Annotated in this window: 17 protein-coding genes; 9 read left to right on the top strand and 8 right to left on the bottom strand. The window is 48.6% G+C overall.

Translation table 11 applies throughout. From position 1 onward, the window contains the following. The first annotated feature begins 10 nt into the window (after window positions 1-10). Window positions 11-2092, top strand: a complete 2082-nt coding sequence (gene recG / locus CAG60_RS14135) for an ATP-dependent DNA helicase RecG (RefSeq protein WP_161439214.1) — start codon at window positions 11-13, stop codon at window positions 2090-2092. Between the two features lie 288 nt (window positions 2093-2380). Continuing rightward, window positions 2381-3775, top strand: a complete 1395-nt coding sequence (locus CAG60_RS14130) for a uracil-xanthine permease family protein (RefSeq protein ID WP_004394402.1) — start codon at window positions 2381-2383, stop codon at window positions 3773-3775. 70 nt (window positions 3776-3845) lie between these two features. Here the strand turns inward: CAG60_RS14130 and envZ are convergent, their stop codons facing one another. The 4 genes from envZ to CAG60_RS14110 all read right to left on the bottom strand — a co-directional run bounded on the left by envZ (window position 3846) and on the right by CAG60_RS14110 (window position 8233). Next, on the bottom strand, window positions 3846-5147 hold the full coding sequence (gene envZ / locus CAG60_RS14125) for a two-component system sensor histidine kinase EnvZ (RefSeq protein WP_154169925.1): 1302 nt from the start codon (window positions 5145-5147) through the stop codon (window positions 3846-3848). Window positions 5148-5231: 84 nt separating this feature from the next. Further along, a complete protein-coding gene (gene ompR / locus CAG60_RS14120; protein ID WP_004394398.1) occupies window positions 5232-5954 on the bottom strand; it encodes an osmolarity response regulator transcription factor OmpR in 723 nt (240 codons plus the stop codon). A gap of 287 nt (window positions 5955-6241) precedes the next feature. Further along, complete coding sequence (locus CAG60_RS14115) at window positions 6242-6847, bottom strand: bifunctional 4-hydroxy-2-oxoglutarate aldolase/2-dehydro-3-deoxy-phosphogluconate aldolase (protein WP_186460415.1); 606 nt, start codon at window positions 6845-6847, stop codon at window positions 6242-6244. A gap of 12 nt (window positions 6848-6859) precedes the next feature. Next, window positions 6860-8233 carry a GntP family permease gene (locus CAG60_RS14110; protein WP_004394396.1) on the bottom strand — a complete coding sequence of 458 codons (1374 nt, stop codon included), beginning with the start codon at window positions 8231-8233 and terminating at the stop codon, window positions 6860-6862. A 158-nt stretch (window positions 8234-8391) separates the two neighbouring features. Here CAG60_RS14110 and CAG60_RS14105 point away from each other — a divergent pair, with 158 nt between their 5' ends. Both CAG60_RS14105 and edd read left to right on the top strand, forming a co-directional pair. Next, window positions 8392-8907 carry a gluconokinase gene (locus CAG60_RS14105; RefSeq protein WP_004394395.1) on the top strand — a complete coding sequence of 172 codons (516 nt, stop codon included), beginning with the start codon at window positions 8392-8394 and terminating at the stop codon, window positions 8905-8907. A 2-nt stretch (window positions 8908-8909) separates the two neighbouring features. Beyond that, window positions 8910-10712, top strand: coding sequence for a phosphogluconate dehydratase (gene edd / locus CAG60_RS14100; RefSeq protein ID WP_161439213.1), 1803 nt, complete (start codon window positions 8910-8912; stop codon window positions 10710-10712). Between the two features lie 20 nt (window positions 10713-10732). Here the strand turns inward: edd and CAG60_RS14095 are convergent, their stop codons facing one another. Together CAG60_RS14095 and greB are read right to left on the bottom strand one after the other, a co-directional pair. Further along, entirely contained in the window at window positions 10733-11731 is a 999-nt protein-coding gene (locus CAG60_RS14095) for a LacI family DNA-binding transcriptional regulator (protein ID WP_158137471.1), read from the bottom strand. Between the two features lie 38 nt (window positions 11732-11769). Then, complete coding sequence (greB, locus tag CAG60_RS14090) at window positions 11770-12246, bottom strand: transcription elongation factor GreB (RefSeq protein WP_154169919.1); 477 nt, start codon at window positions 12244-12246, stop codon at window positions 11770-11772. Window positions 12247-12480: 234 nt separating this feature from the next. Between greB and CAG60_RS14085 the strand changes: the two genes are divergently transcribed. Then, window positions 12481-14802 (top strand): Tex family protein, encoded by a 2322-nt coding sequence (locus tag CAG60_RS14085; protein WP_161425421.1) that lies wholly within the window; start codon window positions 12481-12483, stop codon window positions 14800-14802. Window positions 14803-15096: 294 nt separating this feature from the next. Here CAG60_RS14085 and CAG60_RS14080 read toward each other — a convergent pair whose 3' ends face one another. After that, the gene (locus CAG60_RS14080; RefSeq protein ID WP_154169913.1) at window positions 15097-15567 is read right to left on the bottom strand and encodes an ATP-dependent Lon protease; all 471 of its coding nucleotides are present in this window, start codon (window positions 15565-15567) and stop codon (window positions 15097-15099) included. Between the two features lie 121 nt (window positions 15568-15688). Further along, window positions 15689-16465: a pimeloyl-ACP methyl ester esterase BioH gene (gene bioH, locus CAG60_RS14075; RefSeq protein ID WP_161439219.1), complete on the bottom strand. Its 777-nt coding sequence runs from the start codon at window positions 16463-16465 to the stop codon at window positions 15689-15691. A 92-nt stretch (window positions 16466-16557) separates the two neighbouring features. On the opposite strand from bioH, the gene CAG60_RS14070 reads away from it, so the two are divergent. The 4 genes from CAG60_RS14070 to cysQ all read left to right on the top strand — a co-directional run bounded on the left by CAG60_RS14070 (window position 16558) and on the right by cysQ (window position 19539). Then, the gene (locus CAG60_RS14070) at window positions 16558-17277 is read left to right on the top strand and encodes a ComF family protein (protein ID WP_161425422.1); all 720 of its coding nucleotides are present in this window, start codon (window positions 16558-16560) and stop codon (window positions 17275-17277) included. An 84-nt stretch (window positions 17278-17361) separates the two neighbouring features. Continuing rightward, on the top strand, window positions 17362-17952 hold the full coding sequence (nfuA, locus tag CAG60_RS14065; RefSeq protein ID WP_050782704.1) for a Fe-S biogenesis protein NfuA: 591 nt from the start codon (window positions 17362-17364) through the stop codon (window positions 17950-17952). Window positions 17953-18142: 190 nt separating this feature from the next. Beyond that, window positions 18143-18703 carry an ADP compounds hydrolase NudE gene (nudE, locus tag CAG60_RS14060; RefSeq protein WP_154169909.1) on the top strand — a complete coding sequence of 187 codons (561 nt, stop codon included), beginning with the start codon at window positions 18143-18145 and terminating at the stop codon, window positions 18701-18703. Window positions 18704-18711: 8 nt separating this feature from the next. Then, window positions 18712-19539 carry a 3'(2'),5'-bisphosphate nucleotidase CysQ gene (cysQ, locus tag CAG60_RS14055; protein ID WP_004394385.1) on the top strand — a complete coding sequence of 276 codons (828 nt, stop codon included), beginning with the start codon at window positions 18712-18714 and terminating at the stop codon, window positions 19537-19539.

Below are 19539 nucleotides of genomic sequence, written 5' to 3'. Positions count from 1 at the left end.
GGTTGATATTATGTCGCAGCTTCTGTCCGCAATACCATTAACATCGCTATCGGGTGTCGGCGCTAAAGTCGCTGAAAAGCTTGTTAAAGTTGGCTTAAGCAATGTACAGGATCTGCTGTTTCATCTTCCACTGCGTTATGAAGACCGCTCACGCATCTATCCGATGGTCAAGCTACATCCAGGATTATGGGCAGCAGTTCAAGGTAAAATAACCGCCACTGATACCCATTTTGGGCGGCGGAAAATGCTCACCGTAAAGATCAGTGATGGTAATGGATCTCTCACGCTACGTTTTTTCAATTTTACTGCAGCGATGAAAAATAGCTTTGCGATTGGTAAGGTGATTTATGCGTTTGGCGAGATCAAACCCGGAAATCACGGACTGGAGATCATCCATCCCGATTATCAGCTTTATACTCAGCCACAAGACACACAACCCGAAGAGGCAACCCTGACCCCTGTTTATCCAACCACGGAAGGCCTAAGGCAAAGCACACTGCGCAGCTTAACCGAACAAGCTCTTGCGCTACTCGATAAAGCCGCGGTACAAGAACTGATGCCTGATGGATTGTACGATAAACAGATCAGCCTCGCTCAAGCGCTGCATATTTTGCATCGCCCGCCGACTGATATCGACCTGAGCCAATTTGATGAAGGGCGTCATCCCGCTCAAGTTCGCCTGATCATCGAGGAGTTATTAGCGCAAAACCTCTCCATGCTCGCGGTGCGTAGCAAAGGTCAACAAGACGCGGCGCTGCCTCTCATCACTCAAGGCCAACTCAAAAAACAATTTCTTGCCCTGCTGCCGTTTCAACCAACTCAAGCACAAACACGAGTCGTAGAAGAGATTGAAACCGATCTTAGCCAAGCCCATCCAATGATGCGCCTAGTGCAAGGAGATGTCGGTTCCGGTAAAACGTTAGTCGCCGCTTTAGCCGCACTCAGAGCCATTGAACACGGTTATCAAGTGGCGCTGATGGCCCCAACCGAATTACTAGCCGAACAACATGCGGCAAACTTCGCCAACTGGTTTGCTCCGTTAGGCATTCAAGTCGCTTGGCTTGCCGGTAAACTAAAAGGCAAAGCTCGGCAAACTGAATTAACGCAGATTGCCAGTGGCACCGCGAAAATGGTCGTTGGCACCCATGCGCTTTTTCAAGAGCAGGTTGAGTTTGATCACCTTGCGTTAGTCATTATTGATGAACAGCATCGCTTTGGCGTACATCAACGTTTAGAGCTACGTGAAAAAGGCGCAAAACAAGGTGCTTATCCACACCAGTTAATTATGACTGCGACCCCGATCCCACGTACTCTTGCCATGACCGCCTATGCGGATTTAGAAACTTCAATTATTGATGAACTGCCTCCCGGACGAACGCCCATCCAAACAGTGGCGATTCCGGATACCAAGCGCAGTGATATCATCGAACGGGTTCGTCATGCTTGCCTGCATGAGCATAAACAAGCTTATTGGGTCTGTACTTTAATTGATGAATCTGAAGTGCTGGAGGCGCAAGCTGCGGCCGATACCGCTGAAGAACTGCAGCGCCAGTTGACTGAACTTAAGATTGGCTTGGTCCATGGGCGCATGAAACCCGCGGAAAAACAGCAGGTGATGCAAGCCTTTAAAGACAATCAATTGCACCTGTTAGTGGCAACCACCGTCATTGAAGTCGGCGTCGATGTACCGAACGCTAGCTTGATGATCATTGAAAATCCAGAGCGATTAGGTTTAGCACAATTGCATCAATTGCGTGGCCGAGTCGGTCGAGGCTCTGTCGCCAGTCACTGTGTGCTGCTGTACCGTTCACCCTTATCGAAAACCGCGCAAAAACGTTTGGCTGTATTAAGGGAAAGCAACGATGGTTTTGTGATTGCTCAGCGCGATCTAGAAATTCGTGGTCCGGGTGAATTATTGGGCACGAAACAAACCGGATTAGCTGATTTCAAAATTGCCGATCTGGTCCGTGATCAACGCTTGATACCAGAAGTACAAAGAATGGCACGGCACATTCATGATCACTACCCCACTCATGCTGATGCGATTATTGAACGCTGGCTCGGTGAGCGCGAAGTCTACGCCAAAGCATAATATTCACCACATTCTCGTTTTCGTGTTACTTGAACGTACAATGATGTCTGTTACCTCTTATTGATACATTGAAAAGCAAACGTTTGCTTTTTCTGATTAAGGCTCTATAATCCTCGCCCAAAATCACCAAGATGACGATTTCTCTACTAGCACTGGACTATAGCAAGCAGAGAATCCGGCTTGGTCAACTCAGAGTTGAGCCTGATTAACAGCAATCACAGGCGATAAAAACTCAACGGTGACGGCCCATTCAGCGCACGTCATCGACTGTCATTTTAGGATACCATCATGAGTCACCAACACGATACGCGTCCCTCTGAATTGATCTATCAATTAAATGAGCGCCCGCCTTTGCCCCAAACTTTATTCGCCGCGATCCAGCATTTACTGGCGATGTTCGTTGCCGTCATCACACCGTCATTGATCATTTGCCAAGCGTTAGGGGTTCCGGCCGATCAAACCAATACCATTATTAGTATGTCGCTGTTTGCCTCTGGTCTTTCATCTTTTATTCAGATCCGAACCTTCGGGCCGATTGGCTCGGGACTGCTCTCGATTCAAGGCACCAGCTTTAACTTTCTGGGGCCAATCATTGGCGCGGGCCTCGCGCTGAAAGCGGGCGGAGCGGATATCGCCACTATGATGGCGGCGATTTTTGGTACCATTTTAGTCGCTTCTTTTGCTGAAATTTTACTATCACGTGTGCTGCAGTTTGCCCAGCGGATCATTACCCCTTTAGTTTCTGGTATCGTGGTAACGTTAATCGGTTTGACCTTAGTCCAAGTCGGCTTAGTCTCTATCGGAGGCGGCTACAGCGCACTGAGTGATGGTAGCTTTGGTAGCCTTGATAAACTCGCTTTAGCAGGCACCGTATTAGCGCTTATCGTGATCCTTAACCGAGCTCGCAATCCGTATATTCGCGTTGCTTCTATCGTCATCGCTATGCTGGTCGGTTATATCATGGCTTACTTACTCGGTATGGTTGATACCACACAGCGTCCTCAAAGTAGCCTCATCGCCCTGCCTATCCCAATGCAATATGGACTAAGCTTTGATTGGTCTTTATTCATTCCATTAGTATTGATTTTTTTGATCACGGCGTTAGAAGCGATTGGCGATATCACTGCGACCTCGGAAGTCTCAGGAGAACCGGTCAAAGGCCCAGTCTACATGAAACGTATCAAAGGGGGCGTACTGGCTGATGGGATTAACTCCGCTCTCGCCGCGCTACTGAATAGTTTCCCTAACTCGACCTTTAGCCAAAATAATGGGGTGATATTATTAACTGGCGTTGCCAGCCGTTATGTCGGTTATTTCATCGCGGCGATGCTGATGTTACTTGGACTCTTTCCCGGTGTAGCAAGCTTTGTGCAGTTAATTCCAGAGCCTGTACTGGGTGGCGCAACGATTGTCATGTTTGGTACGATTGCCGCCGCTGGGGTACGAATCATTTCGCGAGTTGAACTCGATCGCCGAGCCATTTTAATCATGGCACTGTCTTTTTCGATGGGATTAGGCATTGCGCAAAAACCTGAAATTCTGCAATTTATGCCAGAGATCATCAAAAGTATTTTCTCTTCTGGCGTAGCCGCAGGCGGCATTACCGCGATTCTACTCAATCTCTTATTACCAGAGCACTCGACTCGCCAAGAGTCAGAAACCACCGTCACTGAGCAACCATAAGCGAGTTCAAATAATTAAGCCGGTTGGCGATACGCTAACCGGCTTGATCCCTGACTGAAGACTGCCAGGCTTACTTGGTTGGAAAACTGAGCTGAATTTTAAGGCCACCTTCGCTACGATTATTTAAAACAACCGCGCCATGATGCTGACCAACGATACGTTTTACAATCGCCAACCCAAGGCCAGTGCCTTCACTGCCTCGCGCAGTATCGCCTCGAATAAAGGGCTCAAAGACCTTTTGCACTTGGCTCGGATCAATCCCTGGACCATTGTCTTCAACACAGACCCAAGCCATACGTTTATCCGCCGTTACCCCAGTACTGATTTTCACCCAGCCATTGCCATAACGTAACGCGTTCACCACTAAGTTACTCACCGCCCGTTTAATGGCAATCGGATTACCAAATACCGGTTCAATCGAAGCTTGAAAATCCGTTTCAATGTGCAGCTCATAACCGCCTTCAGAACTGGCAATATCTCCGCCAATCTCATTGAGATCGACGGCTTGGAAGGTTTGTTTATCGACCGGTTTTAAGTAGTCCATAAACTGGCTGATGATCTCGTTACACTCCTCGGTGTCGCTAATGATCCCTTCAGCGAGATAACTGTCTTGAGGAGACATCATTTCGGTTGCTAAGCGGATTCGCGTTAGTGGCGTTCGCAAATCATGGCTGATTCCCGCCATCAGTAAAGCGCGATCTTCTTCCAGCGCTTGAATGCCTTGCGACATTTGATTAAATGCGCGAGTTACCGCGCGAATTTCACTGGCCCCACTCTCTACAATTGGCGGCGGGATCTCCCCTCGTCCTACTGCCAAAGCGGCTCTTTCTAACGCAATCAAAGGACGATTTTGCAAGCGAATGAACAACCATCCTCCAACCAAGATCAGTACGGCGACAAAAATACTGTTACGAAACAGGGGAGCAAAATCATCTTCCCGCAATTCAGTCAGCGGAATACGTAAGATTTGCTCAGGTAACTGTTCGATTTTCATCCATAAAATATAACTTTCTGCTCCAACGCCCATGCGTACTTCCGTCGGAGAGCCCAGTTCTTCGCTCATTTTATCGCTCATCAAATCGATACTGATCGCGCGTTGAAACTCATCCGCCGCCGGACCATCATCACTAAAGATCTCAACCCCAAGCTTTTCCAACACCCGCAAACGTAGCGATCGATCTAAATTAGGCTCAGCATCGGTAAAGCTATCATCCAACATCAAACTGATTTCATGGCTGAGAATTTTATTGAACTGCTGCAAGCTTGGGATCAGCGCATAATTAATCAGCGCAAAATAGGAATACGCTTGACTGGCAACCAAGAGGGTAAAAAACAGCAGAATCGTTTGGGTAAATGAACTACGGATTCGCATAGTGCACCTAAGGTGTGAGAATAATGGAGGGATAAAACGATAACAGCCAGTGGACATCTTGAACACTGGCTGCAGATAATTATCTTAACTGGCGGCTTTACCATCTGGCACAAAGACGTAACCTAAGCCCCACACCGTTTGAATATAACGCGGCTTGCTTGGGTCAACCTCTAACATACGGCGCAAACGAGAAATTTGCACATCGATAGAACGCTCCATCGCTGAGTATTCTCGACCACGAGCCATATTCATTAATTTGTCACGAGATAAAGGTTCACGAGCATTGGTCACTAAAGCTTTTAATACCGCAAACTCACCAGAAGTCAGTGGCATCGCTTCTTCACCACGAAACATTTCGCGCGTACCCAGATTTAAACGAAACTCACCAAATTCGACAATCGTATCTTCAGCACTCGGCGCACCGGGCGCTTCAATTACTTGGCGACGTAATACGGCTTTAATCCGCGCCAGCAGTTCACGAGGGTTAAAGGGTTTCGGCAAATAATCATCCGCCCCCACTTCTAAACCTACGATGCGATCAATCTCATCGCCTTTTGCCGTCAGCATTAAAATCGGAATAAGATTATTGGCATTTCTTAAACGACGACAAATCGATAAGCCATCTTCGCCCGGCAGCATCAGATCGAGCACCATCAAATGGAAAGTTTCACGGGTTAACAGCCGATCCATTTGCTCGCTATTGGCAACGCTACGAACTTGGAAACCTTGTTCAGATAAGTAACGCTCGAGCAATGCACGCAAACGCGCATCATCATCAACCACTAAAATTTTATAGTTTTCTTGCATGTCCACTGATCCCACTAAAAAGAGATGACACCCGCACAGATGAGGGCAAACAAAATGTAACACTGTTGCACGGTGAGCAATTTAAAGAATTGTTAGCATTTATTACCTGTTTTCGACCGACTACTCATCATAACGGATAATCGAAGCCAAAAAAGCCCCTTATTTCAAGCTTTAACGCTTACGTATCGCTAGAAAAGATAAAATAAGGCATCGATTGATCAAGAAAGCCAACCATCACGGTTGGCTTAGACAGTTATCTCTGCATGGTGCCAAGGACCGATAAAACGTTACAGCTCGCGTACCAACTTGGCAATCGCTGACCAATCACCTTTATCCATCAGGTCTGTCGGCACCATCCAAGTGCCACCACAAGCCACGACCGATGGTAAATCCAAATAGTGCTGTACATTAGCCGCACTGATGCCCCCCGTCGGCATAAATTTGACCGGATAAACGGCGCTGAGCGCTTTGAGCATGGCGACGCCGCCAGAAGGCTCGGCAGGGAAAAACTTCAACGTGCGCAAACCAAGTTCCATCGCTTGCTCGACTAAGCTGGGGTTATTCACCCCTGGCACAATGGCGATACCACGTTGCTGACAATATTTCACTGTGGTGGGATTGAGTCCTGGGCTAACAATGAAATCCGCTCCCGCTTGCTGAGCTTGATCGACTTGCGCCGTGGTTAGCACCGTCCCAGCGCCAATCAACATCTCAGGATACGCGTCGCGCATCAGACGAATAGCCTCTTGCGCCGCCTCTGTACGAAAAGTGATTTCCGCGCACGGCAGGCCATTTTCCATCAATACTTTGGCCAGCGGCAGCGCTTGCTGAGCATGGTTAATCGCAATCACAGGAACAATTTTTATCTGCGCCAAGCGCTGTTCAAGAGTCATCATACCTAAACCTTATAGAAGATAGCTGAGAGTGGCGACAATAATAAACGCAATACTACCCAGCAGCGTTTCCATTACCGTCCACGTTTTGAGCGTAGTTTTTTCATCCATTTCCAGCAAGCGAGAGACCAACCAGAAACCAGAATCATTAAAGTGAGACAGCACCGTCGCGCCACCAGCAATAGCAATCACGATAAAGCATAAGTCTAACTCTGACAAACCTGTGGTTTGCGCAACAATCGGTGCCATCAGCGCCGCCGTGGTGGTTAAGGCAACCGTGGCTGAGCCTTGCGCAACCCGTAAGCACGTCGAAATCACAAAAGCAGCGACAATCACTGGCATGCCAGTATGGGCTAATACATCGGCTAGGGCTTGGCCAATACCACTAGAACGTAATACGCCACCAAACATACCGCCTGCACCAGTGACTAAAATAACGGCACAGATCGGGGCTAACGCATCGGTACACAATTTTTCTAGCTTACTCATGCCATATTTACCAGCAAAGGTGAATAAACACACCAATAGCGTGATAAGTAACGCAATCGGCGTTTTTCCTAGCATGCGTAAAAATTCAATCCAAGGCTGCTGACCGTCCAGCACACCAGCCACCGCTAACGTATTTAACCCGGTATCCAAGAAGATCAACAATACAGGTAGAACCAAAATAAACAGTACGGTAGAAAATTTCGGTAAATCCGCTTTGTCTTTAAACATTACTTCGGCATTTAAAAAGGCTTTAGAGAGCGGTAAGTTAAATTTTTCACCGCAATAAAGACCAAACAAATACGAGCCAAGATACCAAGTCGGGATCGCCACCAGTAAACCCACCACTAACAGCAGACCAATATCAGCGCCCAATAACTCAGCGGCAGCAACTGGGCCGGGATGCGGAGGAACAAACGCATGCATCACCGCAAACGCACCCGCCGCTGGCAAAGCGTATTTGAGTGTTGAACCGCCAAAGCGTTTCGCGACGCTAAACAAAATCGGCATCATGACGATTAAGCCGGCATCAAAAAAGATCGGAAAACCAAACAATAATGAGGCAACACCGAGGGCCAGAGGCGCACGCTGTTCTCCGAACCGACCGATTAGGGTATCAGCTAAGACTTTTGCCCCGCCCGTCACTTCTAAAATCTTACCAATCATGGCTCCTAAACCAACCAGTAAAGCAACAGAAGCGAGCGTGCCGCCGAATCCAGACATCATGCTCGGCACCACTTGATTGGCTGGAATGCCAGCGGCCAATGCGGTGCCGAAACTGACTAACGTTAATGAAGCAAAAGCATGGACTTTTAACTTCATGATCAAAAACAGTAGAGCAACGATCGCCGCAAGGGCGAGCAACAACAGATAGGTAGGGCTATGTGCTATTTGGTCCATTTCGTTCACCTTTATCAAGAATGGGATGTTTGTGTTTCGGTTCACAAATCTATAAGTTACGGGTAACATGTTACCGATAACAAGATTAAGATAAAGCCAATTCGTTAGGCAAAGTTAAAAATTGGGATCTCGCTCAGATCTCGGACTAAGGAGTCGATATGACTGGTAAAAGCATTATTGTGATGGGTGTCAGTGGCTGTGGAAAAAGTACCATTGGGGCACGCATTGCTGAACGTTTGCAAGCAAAATTTATCGATGGTGATGATTTGCATCCTCGCGCCAACATTGAAAAAATGCGCCAAGGTCAACCACTCAATGACCACGACCGCGCCCCTTGGTTAGAACGGATTCGTGACGCGGCTTTTAGCTTAGAAAATAAGAGTGAGCAAGGCATCATCGTCTGTTCGGCTCTGAAAAAAAGCTATCGCGATCAAATTCGCGATGGCAATCAACAGGTGACGTTTCTGTTTCTGGACGGTGATAAAGCACTGATTATAGAACGGATGCAAGCGCGGCAGGGTCACTTTATGAAAACCAGCATGCTCGATAGCCAATTTGCTACCTTAGAACGCCCCAGCGAAACAGAACACGATGTTCTCACCATCAGTATTGACGGTGACATTGAGGAAGTGGTCAATCAAGCGATCCTCGCCCTACAAGCTCGGGAGGAATAACCATGACTCAGCCGCTCCTCTTGCAAGTCACCGAACGAATTGCACAGCGCAGTCGTGAACTTCGTCACGCATTTTTAACCAGAACCGCTCAACAACTCGCCGCAGGAAAAGGCAAAGCCAGTTTATCATGCGGTAACTTAGCTCATGCGATTGCGGCCTCTTGTCAAAGCGAAAAATCGCACATTCTTGACTTAACCAAATCAAACCTTGCGATCATCACCGCCTATAATGACATGCTCAGTGCCCATCAAGTGTATCTGGATTACCCTGCGCGCATCAAAGCCGCATTACAGACCAGTGGACACACGGCACAAGTCGCCGGTGGCGTACCGGCGATGTGCGATGGCGTGACTCAAGGTCAGCCAGGGATGGATATGTCGCTGTTCTCCCGGGACATGATAGCCCAAGCCACCGCGATGTCGCTCAGTCACAACATGTTTGATGGCACTTTACTGCTTGGTATCTGCGATAAAATTGCCCCGGGACAATTAATGGGCGCGCTCAGTTATGCTCACCTACCGACCGCTTTTATTCCCGCTGGCCCAATGGGCACTGGGATCAGTAATGAACAAAAAGTCGAGATTCGCCAGCAATACAGCGCGGGGCAAGTCGGCCGCGAAGCACTGCTCGATATGGAGTGTCATTCTTATCACTCCCCTGGTACGTGTACCTTTTACGGCACCGCCAACACCAATCAATTGGTGTTTGAAGCCATGGGTTTGATGCTACCTGGGTCTGCTTTTGTTGCACCGAATAATCCATTACGTCATGCCTTAACCGCCTATGCGGCCAACGCGATTGCAGCGATGGCTCCGGGCACACCGAATTACCGACCACTGAGTACAGTGATCAACGAGAAAAGTTTGGTCAATGGCGTTGTCGCCTTACTGGCTTCGGGTGGCAGCACCAATCACACCATTCACATGCTCGCGGTTGCACGAGCCGCAGGGCTGATCTTAACTTGGCAGGACATCAGCGATTTGTCGCAAATCGTGCCGTTATTAACCAATATTTATCCGAATGGTAGCGCTGATATTAATGCTTTTGAGGCGGCGGGAGGAGTACCGATGCTGCTCACCCGTCTCAATGAGCGAAATCTGCTGCATACCGATGTCACGCCCGCTTTCGGTCAGTTTGCCGATCAATTAACTCGCCCAGTGTTAACCGAGGGGCAACTCAGTTGGCAAGCTTGCGATGAGACGCTGGATGCCAGCGTGATCGCCGCGCGGCATCAGCAATTTCAATCAACCGGAGGGATTAAGGTACTGAGCGGTAACCTTGGCCAAGCGGTGATCAAAGTCTCGGCAGTCAAACCCTCTCATCATATCGTTGAGGCTCCCGCTAAAGTGTTTAATTCACAACATGACGTGGAAGCGGCTTATCAACGCGGCGAGCTGAATCAAGATTGCATTGTGGTGGTTCGTTACAGCGGTCCAGCAGCCAATGGAATGCCTGAACTGCATAAATTGATGCCAATCCTCGGCAATGTACAAAAGGCCGGCTTTAAAATCGCATTAGTGACCGATGGTCGCTTATCTGGCGCTTCAGGAAAAATCCCCGCCGCGATCCACGTCTCTCCTGAAGCACTGCGCGGGGGAGCGATAGGCTTACTGCGCGATGGTGATTTACTGAGATTGGATGCCACCAAGGGTGAGCTCACCTGTTTAGCCGATTTAAGTCAACGCGTGGCGCAGCCAGCGCTGACTGAACAGGATCAACAGAGTTGGGGGCGAGAACTGTTCACCCTCGCTCGCCAACACGTGACTTCGGCGGATCAAGGCGCGAGCTTTTTATTCACCCGTTAATCGCTAGACAGCGCAAGCAATTACCAGCTTTCGCCATGGGTTAATCGATAGCCTAAATCATAAACCTTCGGCTCGACAGCTTGACCAGAGAGTGCCGCCAGCAACAGCTCGGCACTTTTTTTACCAATCGCCAAACGGGGCGTTTCCACACTGGTTAAACGCGGCACAATTGCCTGCCCGATATCCAACGCATTGTAACCCACGACGGCAATCTGCTGTGGGACCGCAATACGATGGTGATGACAATACATCATCGCCCCGACCGCTAAATCATCATTGGTGCAAAAAATACCATCCAGCGCTGGGTACTGTTGCAACGCCTGTTGTAGCAAAATACCGCCCAAGGTAAAACTGGAATGCTCACCAGTCGACACCTGCATCGGCTGAAGACCCGCTTCACGCATGGCTCGCTCATAACCTTGCCGACGCAGTTGAGTTCGCGTGTCTAACCGAGCGCCAAGATAGATAACCTGCTGTCGACCACGGGCGATCATCTGCTGCACGACCTGATACGAAATTTGTTCGTGATCTAACCCAACAGCCATGTCAATCGGTTGGGTCGGGATTTCCATCGTTTCAACCACCGGAATCCCCGCGGATTTGAGCATTTGCCGACTGCGTTCAGTATGATTGGTTTCGGTTAAAATTAATCCATCCACCCGATAAGAAAGAAACGCGGCAATTTTGTTTTCTTCAACTTGGGGGTTATAACCGGTGTGGGCAATTAAGGTATCGTAGCCTGCGGCCTGAGTAACCTCTTCGATGCCTTGCACCAAATGAGCAAACACTTGGTTAGAGAGCGAAGGCAAAATGATGCCAATGGCCCGACTGGACGATTTAGACATAATCGCAGGTACACGGTTATGAATATAACCAAGCTGCTCAACCACCGCGGCAATTTTTTGTTGGGTGACTTTTGCCACGGAATTAGGATCGCGCATGTAACGCGAGACGGTCATTTTGGTAATGCCGACTTGATCAGCAATATCTTGCAGAGTCGGTCTGTTTTTTTTGTGCATATTTTTCCTAGCCCCAACTTGACGAACCAATGGGGTAACTATTTTTCGTAACGAATGGTATTAATAAACCAGAGTTTATCACCGGTTGGGGTTTTTACGGTGACTTCTTCATCGACTTGTTTTTTCAACAAGGCGCGCGCCATCGGTGAATCGATAGAAATGTAGTTTTTAGCGTCACCATAAATCTCTTCTGGTCCGACAATGCGTAACGTTTTTCGCTCGCCCGCTTCATTTTCAATCTCAACCCAAGCACCAAAAAACACTTTACCCTCTTGCTGTGGCGAGTAATCAACAATCTTCAGCTCTGGTAATAATTTACGCAAATAGCGCACCCGACGGTCGATCTGACGCAACAAACGCTTATTGAAGGTGTAATCGGCATTTTCAGAGCGGTCGCCTAGGCTGGCCGCCCAAGTGACAATCTTGGTAATTTCCGGGCGTTTTTCATGCCATAGATGATCATGCTCTTGCTTAAGCTTTTCATAACCAGCACGTGTAATCAGTTTCGTTTTCACCTACTACCTCAATCATCGTTACAGACCTTATTATTGGCCAGTATGTTACCTAATTCACTAAACAGGGCATAGCATTCATCGTTTCATCCCCGATTCCAGCTCGATTTCAGGGTCAGTTTTCGGTATGAGTCATGTTAAAAATCGACCTGAACCGCCAACCATCAGCAAAAGACATTGCAGCTAAAAATTGACTACGTACAATCCCTGCATGATTGTTCAAAAGAGAGACCACGGATGAGCCACGCTATCTGCCAACAGATTGCCAACGAGCTGAATGTCAGCCCTACACAAGTTATCGCCGCCGTTAGCTTAATTGATGACGGCAACACAGTGCCATTTATTGCTCGCTACCGCAAAGAGGTAACGGGAGGATTAGATGATACGCAACTGCGTCACTTAGATACCCGTTTAAGTTATTTGCGAGAAATGGATGAGCGCCGTCAGACGATTCTTAAATCGATTCAAGAGCAAGGTAAGCTCACTCCAGAGCTCGAACAAGCAATTCTTGCCGCTGACAACAAAACTCGCTTAGAAGATCTCTACCTACCTTATAAGCCGAAACGACGCACCAAAGGTCAAATCGCCATTGAAGCCGGTCTTGAACCGTTAGCAGATCGCTTGTGGTTACAAGGGGATATCGAACCAGAGCAAGCCGCTTTAGCTTATATCGACGTCAATAAAGGTGTTGCCGATAGTAAAGCGGCATTGGATGGCGCACGAGCGATCATCATGGAGCGCATCGCTGAAGATGCCGACCTATTAGCCAAAATACGCCACTATTTAACCCGTCACGCGGAGATTGTTGCTCAAGTCGTGGCAGGTAAAGAGCAAGCGGGTGAAAAGTTTAAAGACTATTTTGATCACCGAGAGCTGATCAGTAAAACGCCATCACATCGTGCTTTAGCCATGCTGCGTGGTCGTAACGAAGGCTTCTTAACTCTGAGCTTAAATGCCGACCCTCAGCAAGATGAGAGCCTACGCCACTCGTATTGCGAAACCTTAATCGCCGAGCATTATCAGTTGCATCTCAGTCAAGCTCCCGCAGATCAATGGCGTCAGCAAGTGATCAGTTGGGCGTGGCGAATTAAAGTCTCGATGCACATGGAGACTGAGCTGATGGCCGCGATGAAAGAACGTGCGGAGATTGAGGCTATCGATGTGTTTGCTAATAACCTCAAAGATCTCCTCATGGCAGCGCCAGCTGGCCCTCGTGCAACGCTGGGGCTCGATCCGGGGCTGCGGACTGGCTGTAAAGTCGCCGTCGTCGATGCAACCGGAAAAGTACTCGCCACCGACACCATCTATCCGCATGTACCACAAAATCAATACGAGCGAGCGATGCAAACCGTCGCAGCATTGGTCAGTAAACATAATGTCGATCTGATTGCCATCGGTAACGGTACCGCCTCACGTGAAACCGATACTTTTGTTGCCGACTTAATTAAACGCGGCAATCTTAAGGTACAAAAAATCATCGTCAGCGAAGCGGGGGCCTCGGTGTATTCTGCCTCTGAACTGGCCGCCAAAGAGTTTCCCAATATGGACGTCTCATTGCGCGGTGCCGTATCCATTGCTCGTCGTTTGCAAGATCCATTGGCAGAATTGGTCAAAATTGATCCTAAATCGATTGGTGTAGGTCAATACCAACACGATGTCAGCCAAACGTTGCTCGCCAAGCGTCTTGATGCGGTGGTCGAAGACTGTGTGAACGCCGTTGGGGTCGATGTCAATACCGCCTCGGCTGCACTCCTGACTCGCGTTGCTGGCTTATCTGCAGCATTAGCACAAAATATTGTTCAATATCGTGATGAGCATGGCCGCTTTGAAGGACGAACCAGCTTGAAAAAAGTACCGCGTCTTGGCCCCAAAGCCTTTGAGCAATGTGCGGGGTTCTTGCGGATTATGGCGGGGAAAAATCCACTCGACGCCTCTGCGGTCCACCCTGAAGCTTATCCGGTGGTCAAAGCGATTGCTGAGAAAAACCAGCAAGACATTAAATCATTGATTGGTAACAGTACCTTTTTGCGCTCGCTACGCGCGGTCGATTATACCGATGAGCATTTTGGCCTACCAACCATTACCGACATCATTAAAGAGCTGGATAAACCGGGACGCGATCCTCGCCCTGAATTCAAAACGGCGACCTTTGCTGATGGAGTCAATGAGATGAAAGATCTCGAAGTGGGGATGATTTTGGAGGGCGTGGTGTCTAACGTAGCGAATTTTGGCGCTTTCGTTGATATTGGTGTGCATCAAGATGGTTTAGTGCACATCTCCGCTCTAACCGACCGTTTCATCGCTGACCCACGCGACGTGGTGAAAGCGGGTGACATCGTCAAGGTCAAAGTCATGGAAGTCGACGTACAACGTAAGCGGATTGCACTATCTATGCGTTTAAACGACGAGCCGGGACAAGAGAGCCGCGGACAACGCCCGTCATCCACCACTCAAGCGCGTCAGCAAACTTCGCCGCCTCCTCGTCGCCGAGATGAACCAGCGCAAAATGGCGCGATGGGCGGTGCCTTTGCGGCCGCCTTTGCTAAAGCGAAAAAATAACGCCAACGCATACCCCAACAACTTGGAGTTACAGGTAGAAGGCAAGTGAGTGACCTATTTGAACAGCCGTAGGCTAGCTTTGAGGGAGAGTCAAGGACGGCTCTCATCATCCCGATGAGCATAAACAGGCGATGTGATTGGGGTGAACGAACGTAGCTAACACCCCTGCAACTTCAAGTAGGAAGGGGATATCAACACATCGTCAATACTCTACTTGGTAAAAACAAATCCCCGCAGCATTGGCTGTGGGGATTTTTTATTCACCTTATCATTCCAGCTTATGCTCAATGATAACTACAGGATCGCTATCACTTCTGATGGCGTATTAGGCGCTACAGAATGACCGTAATGAAATTTAATCACTGTCCGTCGTTTCGCCATTTTGCCTTCAGTTATTGCCGCATCAATGATCCGCTTTGGCAACCGAAAACGCATTGTATAGCCTTTACCTTGCTCCTCACTGTAAGAAGACAGTGCTAATAAATCAAACAACCGATCCAATTCACTGCGTAGTGCTTCACGCTGTCGTCGTTTAGACTCTTGATCACTCTCTTGCTCATAGTTAGGATGCTCAGCAGGATCCCAAGCGGATTGTTTACGCCGCTTGTCCTCTGCTTTGGTTTTACGCTCAGCTTGGCTTTTGGTGAGCTCTACCGGTGCCGTAACAGGCGCACGTATCCGATTATCTCGTGACGCTTGCTCTGTTTGCACATTCACTGACGGGGCGATAAGTGGCACGCTAACATTAGTCGGTGACACGATCATAACCGAGTCCTCCTCAGTGTCGCACCCCCTTCGATTAAGCTACCGTTAGGGATAACTTATGTATCGACCAATCGTGGCGGTTTTTTAGCGCTTATTCACTAATCGGCAACAAAATTTACTGTTATTTTGCAAAGCTGAGCAATTGCTGACAAAAGGCGTCTTGCTCGGTCATAAAAGGCGCATGCGAAGAGGCTTGGAAAATAGAGGTCTGACTATTGGTTTGCAGTTGATGCACAGCCTCTGCAACACGCAGTGGGACTAATCCATCCAATCGACCATACATACGCAGCACTGGCATGGTTAACTGAGTCAGTTGCTGACGCATATCGGTCTCGGAAAGTAGTTGTAATCCGGTTAATAACGCTTGGTGAGTCGGCATTGGCCGCGCTAATACCGCTTGCTTAAGCGCTTTGATTTCTTGACGCGTACTCGGGCTACCCATGGCTTGTAAAGCAATAAACCGCTCAATCATCAAGGGTAAATCGGTTAACAACTGGTCGGTAAAGGTATCCAATACCTGTGGTTTGATTCCCCGCCATACTGGCGTCTCTTGCTCGCTGGCGGTAAATTTAGGTGACGAAGCAACCGTGACTAACTGGGTAACTCGTTGCGGGTAATGCAGCGCGATATGGGTAGCAATTAATCCCCCTAAAGACCATCCTACCCAGATCGCCTGCGACGGTGCTTGGTCCAATACCACTTGAGCGATCTCGGCTAAACTCGCTGCTGACGATTGAGCGCTATAACCATAACCGGGCAAATCCAGGATATGGACACGAAACTGGGTTTGTAACCGTTGACTGGTTTGCTGCCACACAGCACCATTCATTCCCCATCCGTGAATCAGCACCAGATCAGGCCCTTCGCCTATCACTTGCCAGTACAGCTTTTCGGTCATGTTCACATTTTCTCCTACTAAAACCCGCCTCTTAAGGCGACTATCTTCGCCATACTTTACCTCAATCTCTATCGCATCATCCGAGGTTTATTATGTCAATGTGGCGAGATCGGATATCGACTATCACCCACGCTTGGCTCACGCCAACCTGCAGCTTATGCCATCTGCCTTTAGAGCCTCAAGCGCAGCATGGTACTTGCCACGCCTGCCAAGCTTGGTATGCTCCCAGCCTTCGTTGCCAGCGCTGTGGTTTACCTTGCCTAACCATCACTCCCCAATGTGGTCAATGCTTACGTTCCCCTCCCCCTTGGCAACGGCTGTTTTGCATCGGTGACTACCGATTCCCATTGAGTCACGCCATTCATCAACTTAAATATCAGCGTCAGTTTTGGCAAGCACGTCATTTAGCCGCTCGACTCGCTGAATGCATCACTGAGCCAGCTCCGCTGATCACTTGCGTCCCATTACACTGGCGCAGACAATGGCAAAGAGGGTTTAATCAAAGCGAGCGTCTTGCTCGCCCCCTTGCCAAGCACGTAGGTAGCCAGTTTGACCCGTATCTGTTTACCCGCACTCGCTCCACTCCCGCTCAACAACAATTAACCAAATCACAGCGTGAGAAAAATTTATCTGGTGCATTTCAACGTCTATCGATTCCACACGTTAACCATGTCGCTATCGTCGACGATGTGGTCACTACCGGTAGCACTATCCGACAATTATGTGATTTACTGCTTGAAGTTGGCATCGAAAGGATTGATATTTATTGCTTATGCCGCACTCCTGAGCCGAGCGATGCATTCCAGCCATAATCGAAGTAAAAAAGGGCTGGATCCTCGGCGCGACTGGAGTAGAATGGCTAGCAAATAACCTACAAAATTACTCAGGTATTCGTCGTGTCAACAACTACTATCGTTATTACTGAATCCGCTCAGTCTCATTTTGCCAAACTCTTGGCACAGCAACCCGAAGGAACGAACATTCGTGTGTTTGTGGTTAATCCCGGAACACAAAATGCCGAGTGTGGCGTCTCTTATTGTCCACCAGAAGCGGTAGAAAAAACCGATACCGTGATCCCTTTCACTGATTTTTCTGCGTATGTCGATGAACTCAGCTTACCGTTCCTCGAAAACGCTGAAATTGATTTTGTGACCGATAAAATGGGCTCACAACTTACCCTTAAAGCGCCAAACGCTAAAATGCGCAAAGTAGACGATGATGCCCCATTAATGGCGCGCGTTGAGTATGCGATTCAAACTCAAGTTAACCCTCAACTTGCTGGGCATGGCGGTCACGTGAGCTTAGTGAACATTACCGATGAGGGTGTCGCTTTACTGCAATTCGGTGGTGGTTGTAATGGCTGCTCGATGGTCGATGTCACTCTAAAAGAAGGCATTGAGAAAGAACTATTGGCCCAATTTGCTGGCGAGCTAACCGCGGTACGTGATGCAACGGAACATGATCGCGGCGACCACTCTTACTACTAAATCAGAGACAAACAGCGCAGGCGTGACTTACGCTGTTTGTGTATTCCCCCTTCTCGCGGGTTGAACGTTCAGCACGATTGATGGCGTCAATATGATCCGTACGGCCAATACAGCAAGTAAAAGGGAGATATTTCCACCTATCTCATTTTCTTATATAGTAAGAATAGTTTGCCTGCCAAGGAGTTAGCGGATGTCCTCGAAAACAGCACCAGAAATTTTAGCGCAACGCGCCGTCGCCCAATCTAAACTGTTTACGATTGAAGCTCTCGACCTCCGCTTCTCGAATGGCGAACAGCGTACCTATGAGCGTATGAAGCCCAGTGGGCGTCATGCCGTCATGATGGTACCGATCACCGCTCAAGGCGATTTGTTGCTGGTTCGGGAATACGCAGCAGGCACAGAGCGCTATGAACTCGGCTTTCCCAAAGGTTTGATCGATGCTGGAGAATCCGCAGAACAAGCTGCTGTTCGCGAATTAAAAGAAGAGATTGGTATGGGAGCCGATCGTTTAATACCGCTCAAAGAAGTGGTGCTTGCCCCCTCCTACTTCTCCAGTCGAATGACACTTTTTATTGCACAAGACCTATACTCAGATCAGTTAATTGGTGATGAACCGGAGCCACTCGAAGTCATACGCTGGCCTTTAGCACAAGCCGAAGAGTTATTAACCCATCTTGATTTTAGTGAAGCTCGCAGTATTACCGCTTTATTGCTGGCTCTTCGTCACTTGTCTATTGCCGCAAACGAATAGGAAGTATCATGCCCACAGCCAAAGATCTCTCTCATCTTTTACCTGATGTGATCAGCATTGCCCGCTCTGCAGGCCAACTGATTCTTGATATATACGAGAATAAATCTTACGAATCGTTTGTAAAAAGTGATGAAACGCCAGTCACCAGCGCCGATCTCGCCGCCCACAAATTAGTCACTGAACGGTTAATGGAACTCACTCCAGACATTCCGGTTCTTTCTGAAGAAGCCGCGAATATTGGTTTAGAAACCCGTGAAACGTGGCAGCGCTACTGGCTGGTTGACCCTCTCGATGGTACCCAAGAGTTTATTGCGCGCAGCGGAGACTTCGCGACTGTGATTGCCTTAGTGGAACATAACCGACCAGTGATGGGGGTGGTGTATGGACCCGTTTCTGGCGTCACTTATTATGCTTATCAGGGCAAAGGGGCATGGAAAATTCCCGATATGTCAGAAAGTCTGCGTATTTATAGTCATAAGCATGAGTTAGCCGGTCAATCAATCGCTATCGCCATCAGTCGCCGACAAGACATTAATCGCATCACTCAGCGTTTAAGCCATCAATGGAATTACGATTTAATCCCGCTTGGTTCAGCGGCGCTCAAAGCGTGTTTAGTCGCTGAAGGTGCGGTTGATTGTTATCTACGCCTAGGACCAACCGGAGAATGGGATACCGCCGCGACACAATGCATTGTCGAAGAGGCCGGTGGGCGGATCTTAAATACTCAACTCGATCCCCTGTCGTACAATGAACGAGATACCCTAGAGAATCCGAATTTCATCGTGTTAGGCGATGCCGATTTGCCTTGGGATGAAATATTAAAGATAAAAGATTAG

It is taken from the genome of Vibrio sp. V33_P6A3T137, from assembly GCF_009904835.1.
Classification (GTDB): domain Bacteria; phylum Pseudomonadota; class Gammaproteobacteria; order Enterobacterales; family Vibrionaceae; genus Vibrio; species Vibrio metschnikovii.
Note: the sequence above shows the minus strand (reverse complement) of the source record. Positions and strands in the feature narration are given on the sequence as shown.

Excerpts from the sequence above, each read along its gene's own strand:
- recG (WP_161439214.1), top strand. The coding sequence starts at position 11 with ATGTCGCAGCTTCTGTCCGCAATACCATTAACATCGCTATCGGGTGTC.
- CAG60_RS14130 (WP_004394402.1), top strand. The coding sequence starts at position 2,381 with ATGAGTCACCAACACGATACGCGTCCCTCTGAATTGATCTATCAATTA.
- envZ (WP_154169925.1), bottom strand. The coding sequence starts at position 5,147 with ATGCGAATCCGTAGTTCATTTACCCAAACGATTCTGCTGTTTTTTACC.
- ompR (WP_004394398.1), bottom strand. The coding sequence starts at position 5,954 with ATGCAAGAAAACTATAAAATTTTAGTGGTTGATGATGATGCGCGTTTG.
- CAG60_RS14115 (WP_186460415.1), bottom strand. The coding sequence starts at position 6,847 with ATGACTCTTGAACAGCGCTTGGCGCAGATAAAAATTGTTCCTGTGATT.
- CAG60_RS14110 (WP_004394396.1), bottom strand. The coding sequence starts at position 8,233 with ATGGACCAAATAGCACATAGCCCTACCTATCTGTTGTTGCTCGCCCTT.
- CAG60_RS14105 (WP_004394395.1), top strand. The coding sequence starts at position 8,392 with ATGACTGGTAAAAGCATTATTGTGATGGGTGTCAGTGGCTGTGGAAAA.
- edd (WP_161439213.1), top strand. The coding sequence starts at position 8,910 with ATGACTCAGCCGCTCCTCTTGCAAGTCACCGAACGAATTGCACAGCGC.
- CAG60_RS14095 (WP_158137471.1), bottom strand. The coding sequence starts at position 11,731 with ATGCACAAAAAAAACAGACCGACTCTGCAAGATATTGCTGATCAAGTC.
- CAG60_RS14085 (WP_161425421.1), top strand. The coding sequence starts at position 12,481 with ATGAGCCACGCTATCTGCCAACAGATTGCCAACGAGCTGAATGTCAGC.
- CAG60_RS14080 (WP_154169913.1), bottom strand. The coding sequence starts at position 15,567 with ATGATCGTGTCACCGACTAATGTTAGCGTGCCACTTATCGCCCCGTCA.
- bioH (WP_161439219.1), bottom strand. The coding sequence starts at position 16,465 with ATGACCGAAAAGCTGTACTGGCAAGTGATAGGCGAAGGGCCTGATCTG.
- CAG60_RS14070 (WP_161425422.1), top strand. The coding sequence starts at position 16,558 with ATGTCAATGTGGCGAGATCGGATATCGACTATCACCCACGCTTGGCTC.
- nudE (WP_154169909.1), top strand. The coding sequence starts at position 18,143 with ATGTCCTCGAAAACAGCACCAGAAATTTTAGCGCAACGCGCCGTCGCC.
- cysQ (WP_004394385.1), top strand. The coding sequence starts at position 18,712 with ATGCCCACAGCCAAAGATCTCTCTCATCTTTTACCTGATGTGATCAGC.